This window comes from Streptomyces tremellae (assembly GCF_039540215.1).
Classification (GTDB): Bacteria; Actinomycetota; Actinomycetes; order Streptomycetales; family Streptomycetaceae; genus Streptomyces; species Streptomyces tremellae.
Map to the genome: position 1 here is coordinate 1 of NZ_BAABEP010000097.1, position 15,549 is coordinate 15,549.

Here is a 15,549-nt window from a genome sequence, read left to right on the forward strand (position 1 = left end):
AGGAGTTGGGATCGCACGTTGTCTTCCTAAGACCGCTTGGCCTCCGACTTGGTGGGGTGGCCCGCCTCGCCGCGCGCGGCGGCGAGGACCGCGGCGGCGGTGGTGAGGCCGCCGAGGTCGCCCCGCACGCTCCGGCCCAGGGACTCCACGAGGCCCGCGCCGCGCGCCCGCTGCCGGCAGTGGAACGCCAGCTCGCAGGCGGCGAGGCACTCCGGCGCGTACGCGGCAGGCAGCGCCTCGACCGCGGCGGACAGCTCCTCGCCCGAGCGTCCCGACACGTCGAACGAGGCGCCCTCCGGCAGGGCGTCGGCGATCTCCTCGATCCGGGTGAGCCGGTCCAGCTGGCGGCGCGTCACCGCGAGCTGCTTGCGGACGTCCACGACGGACCCGGTGGGCAGGTTGGAGAAGTCCTTCGGGCACACGAGCAGCGCGCGGTCGCCGGTCCGAGCGTCCTCAGTGCGCAGCGCGACGCGTTCGAGCGCGAGCACGTAGACCGCGGACTGGCGGGCTGCCGCGCCGACCTTCGCCGCGTCGGCCGAGCCGTCGATCACCGGGAACGACTTGATCTCGACCACCGTCCAGCGCCCGCCCGGGTCCACCACGACGGCGTCCGGCTCCAGATAGGCGGGCGAACCCGCCACGTCGAGCGCGAGCAGCGGATGGTCGAGCAGGGTCCAGGCGCCCTCGTCCGCCGCCGCCCGGGTGGCCTCGCGCAGCGCGAGGGCCGTGCGCGCGACCCGGCCCTCTGGCCCCGCGGCCGCCAGGTCGGGCACCCGCGCCGCCGCGCCGCCCGGCGCGCCGCCCGGCGCGCCCCGGTGCTCCCGTACGAGCCCGAGCAGCGCGCGCCCGCCGTCCGCCTTGACCCGCGCCTCGAACGCGTTGCCCCGGGCGAACGCGAACTGCGACTGGCCGAACGGCGCGGGCGAGCCCAGCGCCTCGGCGACCGCGCCCTTGTCCACGCCCGCGCCGTCGAGCAGCGCGCGGCGCCTGCAGCCGGGGTTGGCGGCGAGGGCCGCGAGCGCGCGGGCGTCGAGCGGGCGCGCGGCCACGCCGGGGCCGCGCAGCTCAGCGAGCCGGTGCCGCAGTGCCGTCGGTGTCTGCCCGTGCGCCGCGCTGCGCGCCTGCGGAGGTACTGCCGGTGCGGGTCCGCTGCCCTGGGAATCGCTCACCCGGCGAAGTCTCGCACCCGCCGCCGACAGTCGTGCCGCCCCGGCCCCCGGGGCGGGTCGTGAGACGGCCGAAGGCCGCCCGCAGCGGGTCGGTGAGCAGCGCGCCCACGGCCATCACGAAGACCCCGGCGACGGCGTCGAGCAGGTAGTGGTTGGCGGTGCCGACGACGACGAGCGTGATGACGAAGGGGTAGGCGGCGCCGAGCCACCGCACGGCCGGCGTCTTCGCGTGCCGCCACAGGACGGCGCCGCACCACAGCGCCCAGCCGACGTGCAGGCTCGGCATGGCCGCGTACTGGTTGGTGATGCCGCCCAGGCCGCGGGGCGCGCTGGCCTGGCCGCCCCACCAGCCGTAGGAGCTGTAGTGGGCCATGGTGTCGACGAAGCCGTACCCGGTGCCGAGCAGCCGCGGCGGCGCGGTCGGTACGAGGGTGAAGCCGATCAGGCCGAGCAGCGTGGAGAGCATGAGCCAGGTGCGGGCCCTGCGGTAGTGGGCGGGCCTGCGGCGGTAGAGCCAGAGCAGGACGGCCGGTGTGACGACGTAGTGCAGGGAGGCGTAGACGAAGTCGGCGGGGACGCCGAGCACGGCGGTGCGCGTGAAGACGTGGTTGAGCAGGCGCTCGGGGTCGATCCGCAGGTGCTGCTCGATGTGGAGTATCGCGAGGCCGTGGTGGACGGCCCCGGGTATGTCGCCCCGGACGACGAGCCGGCCCGCGGAGTACGCCGCGTACACCACGACGAGCAGCAGGATCTCGATCCACCACCGGAGCCCGGGGCGGCGGGCCCCCGGCCGGTCGGTGCCGCTCAGCGCGTACGACATACGGACGTCTCCATGGTGTTTTCATCTGCTTTTCGACCGCCCTTCAACCTACGGGGCGCGTGGGCGCGCCGTGGGCCGGGGGCGGGTACCGCCCGTGCGCCCCCTGTGGCGCGCCGACCCCGCGAGAGGGCCGTGTGGCGGAGGACGCCGGGCGGTGCGTACGGGTTGCCCCGGCGGACGGGGGGTGCGGGCGGACGGTGCCGCGGGAGATCGCGGGTGGGCGGTGGCGGGTGGGGCGGGTGGGCGATGATGGAGGGACGTATGCCCACGATTTCCGGGAGAAGCCCTCGTATGCGCCTGTTCCTCGTCCGGCACGGCCGGACGGCCTGGTCGGTGTCCGGACAGCACACCGGAAGGACGGACGTCCCGCTGCTCGACGAGGGGCGCGCGGACGCGAAGGCGCTCGGTGAACGCCTGCACCGGGCGCCGTGGTCAGGGCTGCGGGACGCCGAGGTCCGCACGAGCCCCCTCGCGCGGGCCTCGGAGACCTGCGAGCTCGCGGGGTTCGGCGACCGGGCCGCCCGGTGGGACCCGCTGGTGGAGTTCGACTACGGCGCCTACGAGGGCCGCACGCCCGCGCAGATCGCCGAGGCGCGCCCCGGCTGGTTCATCTGGCGCGACGGCGTGCCGGACGGCGAGAGCCTCGCCCAGGTCGCGGAGCGCGCCGACCGGGTGGTGGAGTGGGCCAGGTCGAAGGAGCGCGACGCGGTGGTCTTCGCGCACGGGCACATCCTGCGCGCGGTCGGCGCGCGCTGGCTCGGCGAGCCGGTCGCGTTCGCCGCGCGCATCCGGCTCGCGCCCGCCTCCCTCTCCGTGCTCGGCTGGGCGTACGGGGCCCCCGCGATCGAGGTGTGGAACGACACGGCGCACCTGGAGCAGGGCGCCTGAACCCCGCCGCGGTCCTGCGCCCTGCCGTCCGCGCGGCCCTGACGCCCTCTTGCGCGGCGCGGGACAATGGACGGCGGCCCCGGCGGGCCGGGCGCGCCCCGGCACCTGCGGCGGGCCCGCACAGAAACGTGAAAGGCACGGCAGCGCGCACGGCACAGAAGTGCGGAAGGCACAGAAGCACAACGAAAGGCATGGGCACACCATGGCGGATGCCGCCCCCGGCCGGCGCCGTACGAAGCCGGCTCCGCTCCTCTTCGAGCCCGCGGCGGCCGCCGCCGACCCGGACCGCTTCTTCGGCCTCGAATCGATGGACGACCCGGCCGAGCTGCTCGACCGGTCGACGGAGCTGACGCTGTCCTTCCGCGCCGCGACGGACCGCGCCGTGGAGTTCCAGGCGGTCGCGGCGGCGCAGCTCGCCGACCCGCGCAGGTTCGACCGGCTGACCGCCGCGGCCATCGCCGAGCGCGCGGGCTGGACCGAGGACTACGCGAAGAAGATGGTGGAGTTCGGCCGCGACCTGCTCACCGGCGAGTCCGCGGCCGACGCCGACTGAGCCCGGCCGTACGCCGGGAGACGGCGCGCCCGCGGCGCGCACCCCGCAGCCCCCGCCGCGCGCCCCTCGCGCCCCGGTGCACGCGCATCCGTACGCGCATCCGGCATATGCGAGTGGGCAGATTACGCCGCGTCCGCCGCACCTGTCCCGGTTTTCCGCAACTCACGGCCACTCTCCTGTCACTCCAGGTAGACCTGGGTGCATGACCGCATGGCCGCGCACCGAGAAGCCCCTCACCCACCGCCGCACCGACCTCCTGTCCCTGCTCGGCGAGGCCGAGCGGCAGCTCACGGAGCGGGTCACACAGGACGGCGCCGCCTGGCTGGCCTCGGCGGCGGCCTCGCCGCGCTCCGCGCTCGCGCTGTGGCACGGCCGCCCCGAGGCGCCCGGGGTGCTGCCCTGCGGCGCGGTCTTCGACATCGTGAACCTCCCCGCGGTCTTCGCCCGCAGGGTGCTCGACCGGCTCTGGTCCGAGGGTCCCGGCTCCGGCCCGGTGGCCGCGCACCGGGGCCGGGTGCTGCTGTTCGCCGCGCCGGGCACCGCGCAGCGGCTGCCCGCCCTGATCGGCTGGGAGGAGTGGGGCGGTACGGAGCGCACGGGCGGGGTGCCGCCGCTGCTGTGCCACGGCGCCGGTGACGCCGTGACCGTCCCGCCGCTCGCGCCGGGGCCGGCCCCGGGTCCGCGCTGGGTGGTCGCGCCGGACACCCGGGGGCCGTGGCTGCCGGGGCCCGAGGTGCTGCTGTGGGCCTGTGTGGGGGCCGCCCGCGCGACCTCCCGCTCCGCACACGGGCGGCCGGGCCCCGCGGCACGGCGCCGACCTGCCCCTTCGCCGTCCGATATCGATTTTTCCTCGCACCGGTCCGGGTGCTAAGGTCTACGACGTCAGCAGGCGCCGCTAGCTCAGTTGGTTAGAGCAGCTGACTCTTAATCAGCGGGTCCGGGGTTCGAGTCCCTGGCGGCGCACAGACAGCGAGAGGCCTCCACCGTGCGGTGGGGGCCTCTCGCGTGCGTCCTTCACCAGCCCCTACGCCCCGGCCCCCGTGGTGATCTTCACCGTCCACGCGCCGCTCGGGGTGCGGTCGGCCGCCTCGACGGTGACCCGCTCCCCCGGCACCGTGTACGTCTCGCCGACACCGAGGGGCGCGTCCGCGAGCGGCGGGTAGACGGAGGAGCCGGCGCAGGCCGAGGTGTGCGGGTGGGTGTCGTAGACCTTCACGGGCCCGTCGCCCGATTCGGTGCCGCCGCGCACCCGGTAGACCAGCACGCCCTCGGTGCACGTGGTGGCGTCGTCGCCGACAGCGGCGCGGGCCTCCACGGCGATCGCGGAGTCCTCGCCCGTCCTGATCACGGCGAGCCGGGTGCCGGCCCGCCCCGCCACGGAGCGGGGCGCGGAGACCGGTTCGAGCGTGAGCATGGTGGCGCCCGCGCTCTGCACGCACCGCACCTGGCGGTCGTCGAGCCAGCCGAGCTTCCACTTCATCCAGCCGAAGAGGTCGGGCGCGAGGCCGAACTGGCTGCCCATCACGTCCCAGTCCCCGACGTAGGTGTCCCAGTCGCCCTTGCCGTCGGTGGGGCGGTGGTAGAGGTCGGGCAGATCGAAGACATGACCGGTCTCGTGCGCGAGGACGTTGCGGTCCGGCGGATGATGTTCGAACACGGTCACGATCCGCCCGATGTCGGTACCGTCCGCCCGTATCGGACGACTGAAGTTGACCACCTTGGTCGCGTCGGAGTCGACGCCGGGCGCGTCCGGGTCGGCCACCAGATAGACGACCTGGTACCGGGAGAAGTCCACGGCGGGGTCGGCCACGCGCAGCGCGTCTCGCAGGTACATGTCGCGCCGCCGCGGCGCCCAGTCCCGCGTCATGCGGTACGCGGTGGACGGGCGCGGCATCTGGAGCCAGCGCCCCATCGGGTGGTCGCGCAGGACGAACTTCCCGTACGAGGAGCGGTTCCAGAACACGCCCGTGGCGGGGAAGTGGTCGGCGGCCAGCTCGCGCGGGGTCGTGCGCGGAACCGCGTCGGGGAACGAAAGGAAGATCATCACCGCGTCGACGGGGTGGTCGGGGCGCACGTAGGAGCCGTTCCAGGAGTCGAGGCCGAGGCTGTGGTGCGCGGCGGTGCGCGGCAGGGCGCACGCGGCGGCCGAGGCGGACGCCTCCACCGTGGGCCCGGTCACCAGCGAGGTGGTGGTGAGCGCCATCAGCGAGGTGAGGGCGGCGGCCACGCGGCGCAGGCGCGGCCTGCCGGCCCGCGGCGTGCGCGCGGGACCCGGCTCCGATGCCCGGTGACGCTCCACAAGGACCTCCGGCCGTGGAAGGCGTGTGACGTCACCACCTTGTGATGTTTTGTTATGAGATGCCCGCTCAGAGGAACCAGGCGGGTGAGGGGTGCGGCCACCCGTACGCCACTCGCACGGCCGCGCGCGCGAGGGGGCGCGCGCCGGGGCAGCCGCGCCACCGGGACGCGACCAGTGACCGGCCGACCCGATCACGGAACGTCACAAACCGTCAGGACACGTGTGACCTGCGTCGCAGATATGCAGAAACGGTCATCCGGAGGACGGCCCCGTGCCGGATCGTCTCTCTGCGTTCCCGCCGCCGCCTCCCGGTAGCTGGAACGGCCCCCGCGCTGGCTCTATGATCGGCTCACTTTCCCGGCCCGACCGTCCCAGACCCGTCCCTGTCCGACACGACTGCACCGCGGGAGCGAGCCGTGAGCGCAACCTCCGAAGAACCGCGATCGACGGCAGTCGCGGCGGACGGCACCGCGCGCCCCGCGGACCGTATGGTCACGGATCGTCACCCGGCCGGCGGTGCCCGCAGATCGGCGGGCCCCGACGACTACCGGGCCGCCTTCAACGCCGCGCGGCTCGCGATGGCCGTGCTCGACCGCGAAGGCACGGTCCTCAGCGCCAACGACGCCCTCGCCGACCTGCTCGGCGCCACCGGCGCGTGCCTGCCGGGGCAGGCCGCGGCCGACCTGGTCGACCTGGCGTCCGACGCCCGCACCTGGCACGCGTACCGCGAGGTGCTGCGCGGCGGCAGGCGCCGGCTGCGCTGCACCCGCCTCATCAAGCACCCGGGCGGGCGGGCGGTGTGGGCCGAGGTCACCGTCGATCCGGTGCCGGACACCGGCGGCGGGGCGCTGCTCGCGGTCACGGACATCAGCGACCGGCGCGAGCTCCAGGCGCGGCTGCGCCACCTCCAGATGCACGACCCGGTGACCCGGCTGCCCAACAGGGCCCTGTTCTTCGAGCGGCTGACGGCGGCTCTGGAGCCGGCGGGGCCGACGCGCGGCGCCGTGGGCACCGCGCTGCCCCAGCCCGGCCGCCGCGCGGCCGGCGCCGCGTGGGGCACCGGCGCGGTCACGGCGGCCGCGCCGGGCCGTCCCGCCGAGCCCGGCGCCTACGACGACCCCGCGGAGCGCGGCACCGGCCGGATCGGCCTGCTCTACCTGGACCTCGACGGCTTCAAGGCCGTCAACGACACCCTCGGCCACCGCACGGGCGACCGGCTGCTCGCCGCCGTCGCGCAGCGGCTCGTGGACTGCGCGGAGCACGCGGACCGCACCGGCGGGGGCCATCTGGTGGCGCGGCTCGGCGGCGACGAGTTCGCCGTCCTCGTGGAGGACTCGACCGGCACGGACCAGCTGACCTGCCTGGCGGGGAGCGTGCTCGACTGCCTCCAGCTGCCGTTCGACCTCGCGGGGCAGCGGCTCGCGCTGTCCGCGTCCATCGGCGTCGTGGAGCGCCCCTGCGAGTCCACCACGCCGACCGGTCTGATGCAGGCCGCCGACACCACGCTGTACTGGGCGAAGGCGGACGGCAAGGCGCGCTGGACGCTGTTCGACCCGGAGCGCAACGCGCACCGCATGACCCGCCAGGCCCTGTCGTCCTCACTGCGGCCCGCGGTCGGGCGCGGTGAGTTCCGGCTGGAGTACCAGCCGCTGGTGCGCATGGCCGACAGCGCGGTCAAGGGCGTGGAGGCGCTGGTGCGCTGGCAGCACCCGCAGTTCGGCACGCTGACGCCGAATCGGTTCATCGGTCTGGCCGAGGAGGACGGCTCGATCGTGCAGCTCGGCAGCTGGATCCTGCGCACGGCGTGCCGGCAGGCGCGGAGCTGGCAGCTGGCGCACCCGGAGGCGGAACCGCTGTTCGTCAGCGTCAACGTGGCCGTGCGCCAGGTGTGGGACTCCGACCTGGTGGCCGAGGTCGCGGACGTGCTCGCGGAGACGGGGCTGCGGCCCGAGCTGCTCCAGCTGGAGCTGACGGAGTCCGCCGTGATGGGTTCGGCCGGCCGGCCGCTCCAGGCGCTCCAGGCACTGAGCGAGATGGGCGTCGGGATCGCCATCGACGACTTCGGCACGGGCTACTCGAACCTCGCCTACCTCAGCCGTCTGCCGGTGTCCGTGCTGAAGCTGGACGGCTCGTTCGTCCGGGGCTTCCGCTACGACGAGGGCGGCGCGCACCAGAGCCCGGCCGACGAGATGATCGTCGAGGCGCTGGTGCAGCTCGCGCACAAGCTGGGGCTCACGGTGACCGCGGAGTGCGTGGAGACGTCCGTCCAGGCAGAGCGGCTCCAGCAGATCGGCTGCGACACGGGCCAGGGCTGGCTGTACTCGCGCCCGGTGGCGCCCGAGCGCATCGCGGACCTCCTGGCGCGCCGCGCGACAGGACCCGGCCTCTGCGGCTGACCGTCCCGCGGCACGCGCTTCCCGTACGCGGCTACGCCGACGCCGCGCGGTAGGCGTCGATCTTGCGCTCGAGCGCGGCGAGGTGGCGCGTGGTCTCCTCCAGGCGAGCGATGACGCGGTCGCGGTGGGCCTCCAGCAGGCCGAGCCGCTCGGCGACGCCGGTGTCGGCGCGGTAGGCGGCCACGTACTCCCTGATCTCCTGGATGGTCATGCCCGTGCCGCGCAGCATGGCGAGGCCGGCGAGCCAGGCGAGGTCGCGCCTGCCGTAGCGCCTGCGCCCGCCGGGGTCGCGGCGCGGCCGGGTCAGGGTGAGGCCCTCGCGCTCGTAGTAGCGGATGGTGTCGACGGTCGTGCCGAGCAGGTCGGCGGCGCGGCCGATGGGCACGCCCTCGGGACCGACCTCGGGGACGGGGGGCAGCGGTACGTCGTCCATGGCCCGAGTGTCGCACTTGACCTGGAGCGCGGACCAGGTCGCAGGCTTGGGGCAGCGGCATGGGAGGTCCATGCCGGGGAAAGGGCGAGATGAAACAGGTTGCTCTCGGGTCCCAGGGACTGCGCGTCTTTGAGCTCGGTCTCGGCTGCATGGGCATGAGCGCGTTCTACGGCGACCGCGACGACACCGAGTCGGTCGCGACGGTCCACCGCGCGCTCGACCTCGGGGTGACCCTCTTCGACACCGCGGAGGTGTACGGGCCGTTCACCAACGAGAAGCTGCTGCGCGAGGCGCTCGGCGGCCGGCGCGACGAGGTCGTCCTCGCCACCAAGTTCGGCCTGCGGATCGAGGACGACGGCACGGTCGTCGGGCCGGACGGGTCCCCCGCCTACGCCAGGCGTGCCCTTGAGCGGTCGCTGCGGCACCTCGGCACGGACCACGTGGACCTGTACTACCTGCACCGGGTCGACCCGGACGTGCCGATCGAGGAGAGCGTCGGCGGCATGGGCGAGCTGGTGGCCGAGGGGAAGGTCCGCTGCATCGGCGTCTCGGAGACGTCGGCCGAGACGCTGCGGCGCGCGCACGCCGCGTTCCCCGTCACCGCGATCCAGTCCGAGTACTCGCTGTTCGAGCGGGACGCCGAACACAACGGCGTACTGGACACCGCGCGCGAGCTCGGCATCGGCTTCGTGCCGTTCTCGCCGCTCGGCCGCGGGTTCCTGACCGGGACCTTCCAGACGCGGGCCGACCTGCCCGAGGGGGACGCCCGCCGCGCGCTGCCGCGCTTCGGCGAGGAGGCGATCGCGGCCAACCTGCGGGTCGTGGAGGCCCTGGGGCGGATCGCGGACCGCAAGGGCTGCACCACCGCGCAGCTGGCGCTCGCCTGGACGATCGCCGCGGGCACGGTCCCGATCCCCGGCACCAGGCGCCGGGCGCGGATCGAGGAGAACGTCGCTGCGACGGAGATCACGCTCACCGCCGAGGACCTCGCGGAGATCGACGCGGCCTCGCCGCACGGCGTCGCCACCGGCGCCCGCAACGTGGAGGCCGCGCTCGCCCGCGACCGCCGCTGACCTTCCGGCGGCCACGGGCGGGGGCTCAGCGGCGCGGCAGCCGCGCCGTCAGCGAGTAGAGCCTGGTGGTCTGCGCCGCGTTCTGGTTGTCGTCGCTGACGAGCAGGAGCCGCAGGCCGCCGCCCGGCGCGCGGCCCGTGACGGTCATGCCCTCGATGTTGTCGAGCAGCGGGTTGGGCTGCGGCTGCTTCGCGGTGGCGCCGAGCGACGGGCAGTCGCCGATGTCGGCGAGCAGGGTCCGGTGCAGGGGCCGCACGGCGCGCTGCCCGGTCAGGTCGGTGACCTTCGAGGTGTCGGTGGCGCCCGCCGGGTCCGCCAGGTAGAGCCGTACGGTGTTGCCGACGCCCTCGGTGAAGCCGCGCTCCAGCACGAGCAGCCGTCCGTCGCCGGTGGGCGCGATGTCGGAGACGCCGAGGGCCGTGCCCGCCGCGTCGGTGTCGACCTGGAGCGCGTACTGCGGGCCGAGCCTGAAGTCGCCCCGGGCGCGCGGTCGTTGCCAGGTCTGGAAGCGTACGAGGTCGGTCCGGTCGCCGGTGAGCGCGCCCTCCATGGAGGCGAAGAGCGTGCGACCGTCCGGCTGGAGTGCCAGGCCCTCGAAGGTCAGGTTGCCGGTGGCGCGCCCGGCGGGCGCGACGCGCAGCGGCGCGGGCACGGGCAGGCTGCCGAGGACACGGGAGCCGTCGCGGCCGTACCGGCGGACGGAGGGCTCGGTCTCCGAGGTGACGAGCCGGGTGCCGTCGCGGTCGACGGCCAGGGCCTCGGAGTCGAGGGGGCGCCCGTGCTCGTCGGCGAGGGGTACGACCTTCGTGGGGCGCAGCGTCCCCGCGTCGAGGGTGAAGAGGGCGGAGCGGTCGGAGAGCGCGTCGACGGTGCCGTGCGCGTCGACGGCGAGCGCGGAGAGGTTGCCGACGAAGGCCGAGTCGAAGGTCGTCTTGTCGAGGGCGTCGGAGAAGCCGTCGATCCTGACGTCCGCGGAACACGCGTGCCCCGCACGGGCGTCGGGCGGCAGGTGGCCGCCGCGCCCGTGTGCCTGGGCGGTGGCGCCGGCCGTGAGGCAGGCGGTGGTGGTCAGGGCGACGGTGAGCCCGGCGAGGGCTCTGGGGACGCGCACGGTCGGCACGTGGGCACTCCACGGTGGGTGGGCGGGCGGACGCGTCCGATTCTGCGCCACCCGGCCGGGCCCCGGGGTGAACACCCGGAGACCGGGGCGGGAACCGCGCCCGGTGGCGGGCGCGTCGGCGGGCGCGGTGGCGGTGTCAGGCGCGCGGTGCGGCGCCGGGCAGCCCGTACGCGTCGGCGATCAGCTCGTAGCTGCGCAGGCGCACGGCCGCGGTGTGCGCGTTGGCGGTGATCATCAGCTCGTCGGCGCCGGTGCGCTTCTGGAGGTCGTTGAGGCCGTCGCGCACCGCGTCGGGGGTGCCGTACACGATGTTCGTGAGCCAGCCGTCGACGAAGTCGCGCTCCATCTCGCTGAACGCGTGCGCCTCCGCCTCCTCGGGCGTCGGGACGAGGCCGGGGCGGCCGGTGCGCAGCCGCACCATGGAGAGCGCGCCCGTCATCACCTGGCGGTGGGCCTCCGCCTCGTCCTCGGCGGCCAGCGCGGCGACGCCGATCAGCGCGTACGGCTCGGAGAGCACCTCGGAGGGGCGGAACGAGCTGCGGTACAGGTCGAGCGCGGGGATGGTGTTCTGCGCGGAGAAGTGGTGCGCGAAGGCGAACGGCAGCCCCAGCATGCCGGCGAGCTGCGCGCTGAAGCCGGACGAGCCGAGCAGCCAGATCGGCGGACGTCCCGTGGGCCCCTGCACAGGTCCTGGCACGGAGTGGATGCGGGCGTACGGGTGCCCGTCGGGGAAGGCGTCGTCGAGGAAGCGGGTGAGCTCGACCAGCTGCTGCGGGAAGTCGTCCGCGCCCTCGTTCAGCCGGTCGGTGCGGCGCAGTGCCGCGGCCGTGGCGCCGTCGGTGCCCGGGGCCCTGCCGAGTCCGAGGTCGACCCGTCCGGGGGCGAGGGCCTCCAGGGTGCCGAACTGCTCGGCGATGACCAGCGGCGCGTGGTTCGGCAGCATCACACCGCCGGAGCCGAGCCTGATCCGCTCGGTGTGCGCGGCGAGGTGCGAGAGGATCACCGCGGGTGAGGAGGACGCGATGCCGGGCATCGAGTGGTGCTCCGCGATCCAGTGGCGCAGATAGCCGCGCCGCTCGGCGAGCCGCGCGAGGGCGACGCTGTTGCGCAGCGCGTCCGTCGCGGTCGTGCCGGCGCCGACCGTGACCAGGTCGAGCACGGAGAGCGGCACCGGGGCCGTGCCCTGCGCCGTGCCTCGGATCGCGTCGGCGGTGGTGGGGTCGTCCGTCACGTTCGGGTCCTCCAGAGTGAGCCGTTGCTTCCCGGGTGGCAGCGGAGGACGTCTCCGTTTTATTCCCGGACCGCCGCGCCCGATGTGTTCCCGGCGCGCCGCCGCGGCGACGGGGAGCGGGGTCGCGCCACCCCCGCGGACGTCTCGAATCCGCCGGGACATATCGCGCAACACGCGGACACAGCGCCCCGGCTGCACCACTTCCGGCCACCGGAACATCTCCTTCCGGACACCGTTGGGTTACAGCCGCCGAGGCCGCCGCATAGAAGCCCGGGAGCGGGCAGGCGCCTGGCGAAGTCTGTCCGCTTCCGCACACCGCCGAGGAGAATGCGAATCCATGGCTGATTTCCCGAACCTGTCCCGCCGGGGCTTCCTCAGCCGGTCCGCCGCCGTCGGCGGACTGCTCGTGGTACCCGGTGCCCTGGCCGCGTGCAGCAAAACCGACACCTCCGCCGGGTCGGGCGACGACGTGCTCGCCAAGCTGCGCAAGCAGGGCTACGTGCGGGTCGCGTACGCCGGCGAGGCCCCGTACGGCTACACGGAGGGCGGCGTCCTCAAGGGCGAGGCGCCCGCGCTGCACGCCCGGATATTCAAGGCGCTCGGCGTCGACAAGCTCAAGCCGACGCTCTCCGACTTCGACAGCCTGATCCCCGGCCTCCAGGCGGGCCGCTACGACGTGGTCAGCGCCGGCATGGCGATCACGCCCGAGCGGTGCGCCAACGTCCTTTTCTCCGAACCGGAGTTCATATCCCCGACCGCCATCATGGTGAAGAAGGGGAACCCGAAGAAGATCACCGACCTGGCCTCGGCGAAGGCCGCGGGCGTCACCATCGGTGTGATGGCGGGCGCCGTCGAGGCGTCGTACGCGAAGGCCGCGGGCATCCCCGCTTCGAAGATCAAGACCCTCCAGAACCAGCAGGACGGCGCCGACGCCGTCAAGGGCGGCCGGGTGGACGCCTTCGTGCTCACCGGCATCTCGCTGCGCTGGCTCGCCAAGACCAACCCCACGCTCGAAGTGACCCCGACCTTCGTGCCCACCCTGGACGGCAAGAAGCAGTACAGCTCCGGCGGCGCCGCCTTCCAGAAGGGCAACGAGGCGCTCCGCGACGCCTTCAACACCCAGCTGAAGAAGATCACTTCGGACAAGTCCGCGTACGTGGGCCTGCTCAGCCCGTACGGCTTCACCGCCGCCGAGATCCCGCCCGCCACCCTCAAGACCGCCGACCTGTGCAAGGGCTGACCGGCACGGGACCGGAGGCGACATGAACACCTTCTTCACGGCTTTCTTCGACAACCTGCCACAGGTGGTCTCGGGGCTCGGTGTGACCGCGGAGGCCACGGTGCTGGGCGCGCTGTTCGCGTTCGTGCTCTCCTTCGTGCTGGGGCTCGCGGCCGGACACCGCAACATCGTCGTGCGCGGCGTGTCCCGCGTGATCGTGGAGTTCTTCCGCGGCACCTCCCTCTACGTCCAGCTGTTCTGGCTCTACTTCGCGCTGCCGCTGCTCACCGGCTACCAGCTGACCGGCCTGTTCTGCGGTGTGGTCGCGTTCGCGCTCAACTTCGGCGCCTACGGCTCCGAGGTGGTGCGGGGCGCCATCAGCGCGGTGCCGCGCGCCCAGTGGGAGGCGGCCGTCGCCCTCAACCTCAGCCCGTACCAGCGGATGCGCCGGGTGATCCTGCCGCAGGCACTCGCCCAGATGATCCCGTCCTTCACCAACCTGCTGATCCAGCTGCTGAAGGCGACCCCGCTGCTGTGGCTGATCTCCGCGGCCGACCTGATGACCGTGATCCAGCAGCTGCGCGACCGCACCGGTGAGTCGCTCGTCGCCTATCTCACGCTGCTGGTCTGCTACTTCGTCATCGCCTCGGTGCTGACGTTCCTGATGAACCTCCTGGAGAAGGCCGCCAAGGCGCGCCTCGGCCAGCACACCGGCGCACGCGGCCTGTTCCGCAGCCGGAGCGCGGCCTCGGCCGAGTCCACGGCGGTGGCGGGGACTGGTGCGATGTGAACGGTTCTGCCTTCGACTGGGGCGCGGCGGGCGACGTACTCCCGCTGCTGCTCGACGGCTTCCTGACCACCCTGCTGGCCACGGCGCTCGGCATCCTGGTGGCGGCCGTGCTCGGCCTGGTGATCGCGGTCGCCCGGCGCGGACCCACCGCGCTCTCCGCTCCGGTGCGCGCCGTGATGGAGTTCATCCGCGCCACCCCGCTGCTGGTGCAACTCGTCGGCGCGGCCACGGTGTTCTCCAGTGTGGACCCGCTGGTCATCGGTGTGGTCGTCCTCGGCATCCACTACGCCACCTACACCTCGGAGGTGTACAGGGCCGGCATCGACGCCGTACCGAAGGGGCAGTGGGAGGCGTGCCGGGCGCTGTCGCTCTCGCCGCGCCGCACCTGGCAGGCCGTCGTCCTGCCGCAGGCGGTGCGCAACGTCCTCCCGGCGCTGGGCAACTACGCCATCTCGATGTTCAAGGAGACGCCGTTCCTCGCCGTCATCACCGTCGAGGAGATGGTCTTCAAGGCCCGGCAGTACGGGTCTGAGCACTTCGCGTACACGGAGGCGTTCACGCTCGCTGGACTGATCTTCCTGGTCGCGAGCTACCCCACGTCGCTGCTGATGAGAAAGCTGGAGAAGCGCCTTGGCCACTGACCCGACGCAGAAGACGACCGACGCGGGCGGCCCCCTCGGCGAGGCGGCACCCGCCGCCGCGCCGCCGCGCGCCGACACCCCGATGATCCGCTTCGAGGAGGTGGAGAAGCGCTACGGCGACCATCTCGTCCTCGACAAGCTGGACTTCGAAGTCACCCGGGGCGAGCACGTCACCCTGATCGGCCCGAGCGGCTCGGGCAAGACGACCATCCTGCGGCTGCTGATGACGCTCGAACGGCCGAGCGGCGGGGTGATCTGGGTGGACGGCGAGCCGCTGTCCCACGCCAGGACGCCGGGCGGCGGCCTCAAGCCCGCCACCGAGAAGCAGCTGCGGGAGTCCCGGCGGAAGATCGGCATGGTCTTCCAGCAGTTCAACCTCTTCCCCAACATGAACGTGCTGCGCAACATCACCGAGGCGCCGGTCACCGTCCTCGGCACGGATCGCGGCGAGGCCGAGGCCCGCGCCATCGAACTGCTCGACCTGGTCGGGCTCGGCGACAAGGTCGACGCCCACCCGACCCAGCTCTCCGGCGGTCAGCAGCAGCGCGTCGCGATCGCCCGCGCGCTCGCCATGCGCCCCGACGTCCTGCTGCTCGACGAGGTCACCTCGGCGCTCGACCCCGAACTGGTGGCGGGCGTGCTCGACCTGCTGCGGCAGATCGCCCGCGACACGGACATCACCATGCTCTGCGTCACCCACGAGATGAACTTCGCGCGGGACGTCTCCGACCAGGTACTGATGTTCGACTCGGGCCGGATCGTGGAACAGGGCCCGCCGGAGAAGATCTTCTCCGACCCCGAGCACCAGCGCACCCGGGAGTTCCTGAACGCGGTGCTCTAGGGTCTTCCGTTCGGCTCGGGGCGGATCAGGGAGCGGGGTCCGGTGCCTGGGGGTGCCCCCGGCCGGAGGCTGGGGG

General features: G+C 73.8%; 13 protein-coding genes, 1 tRNA gene and 1 pseudogene. 10 read left to right on the top strand and 5 right to left on the bottom strand.

What is annotated here, in order from left to right; translation table 11 throughout:
- Positions 1-1,065 precede the first annotated feature (1,065 nt).
- Positions 1,066-1,989 carry a phosphatase PAP2 family protein gene (locus ABEA77_RS32355; protein WP_345655508.1) on the bottom strand — a complete coding sequence of 308 codons (924 nt, stop codon included), beginning with the start codon at positions 1,987-1,989 and terminating at the stop codon, positions 1,066-1,068.
- A 291-nt stretch (positions 1,990-2,280) separates the two neighbouring features.
- On the opposite strand from ABEA77_RS32355, the gene ABEA77_RS32360 reads away from it, so the two are divergent.
- From ABEA77_RS32360 to ABEA77_RS32375, 4 genes and pseudogenes are all read left to right on the top strand, one after another.
- On the top strand, positions 2,281-2,877 hold the full coding sequence (locus tag ABEA77_RS32360) for a histidine phosphatase family protein (RefSeq protein ID WP_345655510.1): 597 nt from the start codon (positions 2,281-2,283) through the stop codon (positions 2,875-2,877).
- 202 nt (positions 2,878-3,079) lie between these two features.
- Positions 3,080-3,430 carry a hypothetical protein gene (locus ABEA77_RS32365; RefSeq protein ID WP_345655512.1) on the top strand — a complete coding sequence of 117 codons (351 nt, stop codon included), beginning with the start codon at positions 3,080-3,082 and terminating at the stop codon, positions 3,428-3,430.
- 202 nt (positions 3,431-3,632) lie between these two features.
- A pseudogene (locus tag ABEA77_RS32370) lies at positions 3,633-4,329 on the top strand (bifunctional DNA primase/polymerase).
- A tRNA-Lys gene (locus ABEA77_RS32375) sits at positions 4,320-4,393 on the top strand. Before ABEA77_RS32370 ends, ABEA77_RS32375 begins: the two are co-directional and overlap by 10 nt.
- Positions 4,394-4,454: 61 nt before the next feature.
- On the opposite strand, the gene ABEA77_RS32380 is transcribed toward ABEA77_RS32375, so the two are convergent.
- Positions 4,455-5,633 (bottom strand): M6 family metalloprotease domain-containing protein, encoded by a 1,179-nt coding sequence (locus ABEA77_RS32380; RefSeq protein WP_345655531.1) that lies wholly within the window; start codon positions 5,631-5,633, stop codon positions 4,455-4,457.
- A gap of 512 nt (positions 5,634-6,145) precedes the next feature.
- On the opposite strand from ABEA77_RS32380, the gene ABEA77_RS32385 reads away from it, so the two are divergent.
- Positions 6,146-8,125: a putative bifunctional diguanylate cyclase/phosphodiesterase gene (locus tag ABEA77_RS32385; protein ID WP_425588434.1), complete on the top strand. Its 1,980-nt coding sequence runs from the start codon at positions 6,146-6,148 to the stop codon at positions 8,123-8,125.
- A 31-nt stretch (positions 8,126-8,156) separates the two neighbouring features.
- Here the strand turns inward: ABEA77_RS32385 and ABEA77_RS32390 are convergent, their stop codons facing one another.
- Positions 8,157-8,558 (bottom strand): MerR family transcriptional regulator, encoded by a 402-nt coding sequence (locus ABEA77_RS32390; protein ID WP_345655516.1) that lies wholly within the window; start codon positions 8,556-8,558, stop codon positions 8,157-8,159.
- A gap of 89 nt (positions 8,559-8,647) precedes the next feature.
- Here ABEA77_RS32390 and ABEA77_RS32395 point away from each other — a divergent pair, with 89 nt between their 5' ends.
- Entirely contained in the window at positions 8,648-9,631 is a 984-nt protein-coding gene (locus ABEA77_RS32395) for an aldo/keto reductase (RefSeq protein ID WP_345655518.1), read from the top strand.
- Between the two features lie 25 nt (positions 9,632-9,656).
- Here the strand turns inward: ABEA77_RS32395 and ABEA77_RS32400 are convergent, their stop codons facing one another.
- Positions 9,657-10,742, bottom strand: a complete 1,086-nt coding sequence (locus ABEA77_RS32400) for an esterase-like activity of phytase family protein (protein WP_425588435.1) — start codon at positions 10,740-10,742, stop codon at positions 9,657-9,659.
- Between the two features lie 145 nt (positions 10,743-10,887).
- Positions 10,888-11,982, bottom strand: a complete 1,095-nt coding sequence (locus ABEA77_RS32405) for an LLM class flavin-dependent oxidoreductase (protein WP_345655522.1) — start codon at positions 11,980-11,982, stop codon at positions 10,888-10,890.
- A 337-nt stretch (positions 11,983-12,319) separates the two neighbouring features.
- Between ABEA77_RS32405 and ehuB the strand changes: the two genes are divergently transcribed.
- From ehuB to ehuA, 4 genes are all read left to right on the top strand, one after another.
- The gene (gene ehuB / locus ABEA77_RS32410) at positions 12,320-13,222 is read left to right on the top strand and encodes an ectoine/hydroxyectoine ABC transporter substrate-binding protein EhuB (RefSeq protein WP_345655524.1); all 903 of its coding nucleotides are present in this window, start codon (positions 12,320-12,322) and stop codon (positions 13,220-13,222) included.
- Between the two features lie 22 nt (positions 13,223-13,244).
- Positions 13,245-13,991, top strand: coding sequence for an ectoine/hydroxyectoine ABC transporter permease subunit EhuC (gene ehuC, locus ABEA77_RS32415; protein ID WP_345655526.1), 747 nt, complete (start codon positions 13,245-13,247; stop codon positions 13,989-13,991).
- Positions 13,988-14,632, top strand: a complete 645-nt coding sequence (gene ehuD, locus ABEA77_RS32420; protein ID WP_345655528.1) for an ectoine/hydroxyectoine ABC transporter permease subunit EhuD — start codon at positions 13,988-13,990, stop codon at positions 14,630-14,632. The genes ehuC and ehuD overlap by 4 nt, the downstream gene beginning before the upstream one ends.
- A gap of 82 nt (positions 14,633-14,714) precedes the next feature.
- Positions 14,715-15,473, top strand: coding sequence for an ectoine/hydroxyectoine ABC transporter ATP-binding protein EhuA (gene ehuA, locus ABEA77_RS32425; protein WP_425588436.1), 759 nt, complete (start codon positions 14,715-14,717; stop codon positions 15,471-15,473).
- Positions 15,474-15,549 lie beyond the last annotated feature (76 nt).

Bases quoted from the DNA above. Each gene is read 5' to 3' on its own strand.
- ABEA77_RS32355 (WP_345655508.1), bottom strand. From the start codon at position 1,989: ATGTCGTACGCGCTGAGCGGCACCGACCGGCCGGGGGCCCGCCGCCCC.
- ABEA77_RS32360 (WP_345655510.1), top strand. From the start codon at position 2,281: ATGCGCCTGTTCCTCGTCCGGCACGGCCGGACGGCCTGGTCGGTGTCC.
- ABEA77_RS32365 (WP_345655512.1), top strand. From the start codon at position 3,080: ATGGCGGATGCCGCCCCCGGCCGGCGCCGTACGAAGCCGGCTCCGCTC.
- ABEA77_RS32380 (WP_345655531.1), bottom strand. From the start codon at position 5,633: ATGGCGCTCACCACCACCTCGCTGGTGACCGGGCCCACGGTGGAGGCG.
- ABEA77_RS32390 (WP_345655516.1), bottom strand. From the start codon at position 8,558: ATGGACGACGTACCGCTGCCCCCCGTCCCCGAGGTCGGTCCCGAGGGC.
- ABEA77_RS32395 (WP_345655518.1), top strand. From the start codon at position 8,648: ATGAAACAGGTTGCTCTCGGGTCCCAGGGACTGCGCGTCTTTGAGCTC.
- ehuB (WP_345655524.1), top strand. From the start codon at position 12,320: ATGGCTGATTTCCCGAACCTGTCCCGCCGGGGCTTCCTCAGCCGGTCC.
- ehuC (WP_345655526.1), top strand. From the start codon at position 13,245: ATGAACACCTTCTTCACGGCTTTCTTCGACAACCTGCCACAGGTGGTC.
- ehuA (WP_425588436.1), top strand. From the start codon at position 14,715: ATGATCCGCTTCGAGGAGGTGGAGAAGCGCTACGGCGACCATCTCGTC.